The sequence below is a fragment of the Amycolatopsis dongchuanensis genome (assembly GCF_039542405.1).
Lineage (GTDB): Bacteria > Actinomycetota > Actinomycetes > Mycobacteriales > Pseudonocardiaceae > Amycolatopsis_E > Amycolatopsis_E sacchari.
The window spans coordinates 1-4,087 of the sequence record NZ_BAABIB010000102.1 but is presented as its reverse complement, the minus strand read 5'-3'; the positions used below and the strand labels follow the sequence as shown (position 1 = coordinate 4,087).

Annotated in this window: 5 protein-coding genes; 4 read left to right on the top strand and 1 reads right to left on the bottom strand. The window is 69.7% G+C overall.

Features of this window, described 5'->3' with window-relative positions; all coding sequences use genetic code 11:
* The first annotated feature begins 130 nt into the window (after positions 1-130).
* The 3 genes from ABFX51_RS27370 to ABFX51_RS27360 all read left to right on the top strand — a co-directional run bounded on the left by ABFX51_RS27370 (position 131) and on the right by ABFX51_RS27360 (position 1,768).
* Entirely contained in the window at positions 131-583 is a 453-nt protein-coding gene (locus tag ABFX51_RS27370; protein ID WP_091514023.1) for a hypothetical protein, read from the top strand.
* 207 nt (positions 584-790) lie between these two features.
* A complete protein-coding gene (locus ABFX51_RS27365) occupies positions 791-1,141 on the top strand; it encodes a hypothetical protein (protein ID WP_091514026.1) in 351 nt (116 codons plus the stop codon).
* 60 nt (positions 1,142-1,201) lie between these two features.
* The gene (locus ABFX51_RS27360; RefSeq protein WP_091514028.1) at positions 1,202-1,768 is read left to right on the top strand and encodes an NUDIX domain-containing protein; all 567 of its coding nucleotides are present in this window, start codon (positions 1,202-1,204) and stop codon (positions 1,766-1,768) included.
* Here the strand turns inward: ABFX51_RS27360 and ABFX51_RS27355 are convergent.
* Entirely contained in the window at positions 1,763-3,223 is a 1,461-nt protein-coding gene (locus ABFX51_RS27355) for a helix-turn-helix domain-containing protein (protein ID WP_245783316.1), read from the bottom strand. The genes ABFX51_RS27360 and ABFX51_RS27355 overlap by 6 nt on opposite strands.
* 474 nt (positions 3,224-3,697) lie before the next feature.
* Here ABFX51_RS27355 and ABFX51_RS27350 point away from each other — a divergent pair, with 474 nt between their 5' ends.
* Positions 3,698-4,060, top strand: coding sequence for a hypothetical protein (locus tag ABFX51_RS27350; protein ID WP_346055324.1), 363 nt, complete (start codon positions 3,698-3,700; stop codon positions 4,058-4,060).
* Positions 4,061-4,087: the final 27 nt, after the last annotated feature.

Here is a 4,087-nt window from a genome sequence, read left to right as displayed (position 1 = left end):
CCACAGCGCAACCAGCGGCAAACCCCCGATCACCCGCCTGACCAACCTCCCTGGACACCACACCTAGGGCTGCGGCGCCTCCCGCGGCGGCAACCACCCGCACCCGAGGCCAGAGAGGACTGAGCCTTCCGTGAACGAGGACGTGGGGAGCCCGCACCAACGGCTACGAGAGCACCTCGACGAACAACTCGACAAGACCCTCCGGCCCCTGACGAGCGTGCGAGACCTGGGCAAGATCAGGGAACGCGAGCTACTGGATCTTGGGGTCTACCTCCTGGAAATGGGCCTCGCCGTCCTCAGCGAGGTCGATCTCTACCGCCCGGACCTCGAGGCCGCCGTCGCCACCGCAGCGATCGCGGCCAAGGGCCGGACCGACCAGCCACTTCTCCCCCGAGTATCCGAACTCATCTCCACCCAGACCGACCAACTCACCGCCACCCGAGCCGCCCTCGACGAGGCCACCCCCGCGCTCCAGCAGGAGGACCGCCAGTACCTCGCCGTCGTAGCGGCGCTGGATACCACCCTCTCGGCCTTCGCCAATCTCACCGCGCTCTTCAACATCGTGCCCAGCACGTATGTCTGAGGGACCGACCGGGGCACGGCCCTGCTCGGCTGGGCGCGCCACGGAGCGTCCCGGGAACAGCCTTCTTCAGCGGGCCGCCATGCTCATACCCGGGTCAGCTCACCCGGAACGACCACACCCGAGCTGCGCCCGCACCGCTCCCGGCCCGGCGCTTGAGGGCGTCGGCCGGGAGTTTCGAGCCCACAAGCAAAAGCCGGAGGTAACGCCGTGACGAGCCGCCTCGGTCCCTTCGCCCTCTGCCCAGCCTGCCAAAAACGCAACAGCGGCCTGCTCCACGCCCAGCACCCCCAACGCCACATCACGGCGCACGGGCAGGCCGCCTGCGTCGACGCCGGACTGGCCGGCCTCCTGCCGGAGCTGTGGGCGGTGTGCGAAACGATCAGCTCGTGTCAGGGTGAGGACGGCTGGGCCTACATCACCCCGACCCCCGAAACCCGCCAGGCCACCGCCGGCTGGTTCAGCACGCGCGACCTTCGGCATTACTGGGGCGAGCGCGGACGGCTGTACTTTGAACTCCGGGCCGCCCAACAGGCCGCTCATCCACTTCCACCCACGTAACGCCGCCGCCTCTGCGGGAACGACAACGTCTCGTCATCGTGCTCACGGTAAGTTCGCCTCATGGATCCAGAGCGCACCAACGAGCAGACGAAGTGGACGATCCACGGCGAACGGGTCATCGACGACACCCGTCGGCTCAAGCTCAGCATCGCCTCAGTCGAGTTGCCGGACGGGGTGCGCTTCGAGCAGTACGTCCTGCGGATGCCGAAGTCCGCCATCATGGTGGTGCTCGACGACGCGCTCGAGAACGTCCTGATGATGTGGCGGCACCGCTTCATCATCGACCGGTGGGTCTGGGAACTGCCTGGCGGCTACGTCGACCCCGGTGAGGAGCCCGGCGTGACCGCTGCCCGTGAGGTCGAAGAAGAGACCGGCTGGCGGCCCCGCACCGTCGAGCCGCTCGTGTCGCTCCAGCCCACGGTCGGCAGTGCTGACGCGGAGACCCTGCTGTTTCTGTCCCGGGGCGCGGAGTACATCGGCGACGCCGTCGACATCAACGAGGCTGAACGGGTGGCGTGGGTTCCGCTGGCGTCGGTTCGGGAACGGATCGCGAAGGGGGAGATCGTCGGCGCGTCCTCGCAGGTCGGCCTCCTTCACGTCCTGGCCTTTCCGCCCGAGCGGTCATAGCCGCGGCGTCGGCACCCCGATGTCGTCGAGCTCCCGGTACAGCGCCTGGACCTCGCCCGTGGAGAACGGCGCCAACCGCCGACCCATGTCGCCGAGGTAGGCGACCGCCCGCACCGACCGGACGCTGCCGGCCATCCGCACAGCTTCTCGTCCCGCCGCGCAGGCCTCGTCGACGCGGCGCTGGTCGGCCAAGGCGCCGGCCAGCAGCGCGGTGTTGAACAGCTTGCCCCGCTGGTAGCCCTCGCTCATGTCCAAGGACCGGCGGGCGTACCGCTCGGTCTCCTGCGGCCGCCCCAGTCCCTGGAAGGCGTGGGCGAACTTGGCCGCCAGGTACGAGCCATCGAAGTAGCTCAGCCACGACGGCGTGTTGTCCGGGTTGGCCCGCTCGAACGCGGCTTCCGCGCGGTGCAGCGCGTCCAGGCAACCGCGGTGGTCGCCCTGCAGGGCCAACCCGTGCGCCTCCATCACCGCCACCTCGGCCCCCAGCGCCGGCAACCCCGCCCGCTTGGCCGAGCTCCGGGCGGCCAGAGCGAGATCCACCGCTGTCTCGGCCGCCTCCTGCATCACCACTCCCCCGGCCTCCGGCACCATCCCCCGGAAAGCCGCGTGATGACTCATGGCCGCCAGAACCTCGGTCGCCAGGGCGTCGTCCCCGGCCTCCTCTGCCAAACTCAGCGCCGCCCGCAGATGGCGCCGCCCTTCGCCGGCTTGGCCGACGTCGTAGGCCATCCACCCGGCGAGCTGGCGCAGCTCCGCGGCTGCTTTGAACAGCTCCGTGCGGGCGGACCCTACGTTGCCGGCGCTCCTCAAGCGCGGTTCCACCGTCTCCCGTAGATACCGGTCCAACGCGCTGCGACTGTGCCCACCGCCGTAGCGGTTGTCGGCCTGCCGGAAGGCGGCGGTGGCCCGGCGGATGTCCGCCACCGAGCCCTCGTCAGGTCGGCTGGCAACCGCAGCTGCCCCTGCGGCGGGTCCAAGCCACAGCGCGCTCCCGGCCGTGAGAGCACCGACTCCCGCGGTCTTGAGCACCTGCCGTCGCTGCACGTCGTCTCCCGTCGCCTGGGCGGTCGGCGGCAGCGTAGAACCGGTCTCCGGCCCGGCGTATCGCTCTGTCCGATGCTCCGGCAAGGAGAACCACAGGTGCTCCTCGGGGAAGTGCAAGATCGCCGCCCAGCGCTCGAGATTGGCCAAGTCGGTGACCGGCCGGGCTGAACGCTCGATCTCGCTCAACCACCCCTGGGTGATGTCGAGCCATCCGGCCAGGGTGACCTGCGTGATGGCGGGCCGGTGCGCCCGGCGGTACAGCCGGAGCAACCGACCAAAGTGACGCGTCTCCAGCGCGGCCCGGACCTCCGGCTGCTGGAAGAAATTCTCCGGAGGCGCTGGGGGTTCCAGCAGGCGGCTGCTGCGGGCGCACGCCTCGCACCGGTCGGTCCGGTTATCCGCTGCCAGCACCGCCCCACATGACGCACACCGAGCGCGGCGAGGCGGCAATGGACTGGGCATCTGCGGTTCTCCTCGCTGATGGTGCGGATCAGCTTACACCGGGTGAGCAAGCCGCGTGACCTGCCAATATCGCCCGGAGCAATATCGCGACCGCCGATATGGGGCGCTGCGATTGGCTCTTACGCCACCCCTCCGCAAGCTACGTCTCACCCCTAAGGCAGGCCGGCGAATCACGCTGACGGGCCGTCCTCTCCTGGTCCTCGGCGGCGCGCCCTCGGTCAGCGCCTGCGCTGCGCACCTCGTGTTTCCAGAAACGGAGATCCCGATGTCACTGGCCACACGGCTCGCCACAGAAGTTGCCGCCGTCAGCCCGATGTCCTACGTGTCCTAGACTCTGCGCCACCGGGCACAGCGCGGCATCTTCGTCGACGAACTGTTCCTCACCCGCGTCCTGGACTGGCCGAATCATGACCGTCCGGATCAATGACCGTCCCCGCCCAACGGCAGGCATCCCCGGAGCTGTGGCCGGGTCTGTGGAACGACGAGCTGCACCGGGTTCGGCCGGAAAACGCCGGCCGGTTCAAGGCTGGCGGGCGCACCTACGGCGCCGCGGACTGCGGCAAGGCCTGCGTGCCCGCCCGACCCCAGCCTGGCCGCGCCTGGTGCTCCACCTGCTTCCCGGACGGCGAGCCCACGGACCAGTTCGCCACCGTCGCGGTACCCCGGCGGCCTGACCCGGACCTCCTGGCCCGCGTCTTACAAGGCCTGCGCAACCTCTGGCCCCTGCCTGTCCTGAGTTCGAAGAAGGAGGACTTTGATGCGCCCCGGGTGCGGTGCAGGCTCTGATCCCAGGGAGGATGCGGAGCATGCCGG

Coding starts and splice junctions, on each gene's coding strand:
- ABFX51_RS27360 (WP_091514028.1), top strand. CDS start 1,202: ATGGATCCAGAGCGCACCAACGAGCAGACGAAGTGGACGATCCACGGC.
- ABFX51_RS27350 (WP_346055324.1), top strand. CDS start 3,698: ATGACCGTCCCCGCCCAACGGCAGGCATCCCCGGAGCTGTGGCCGGGT.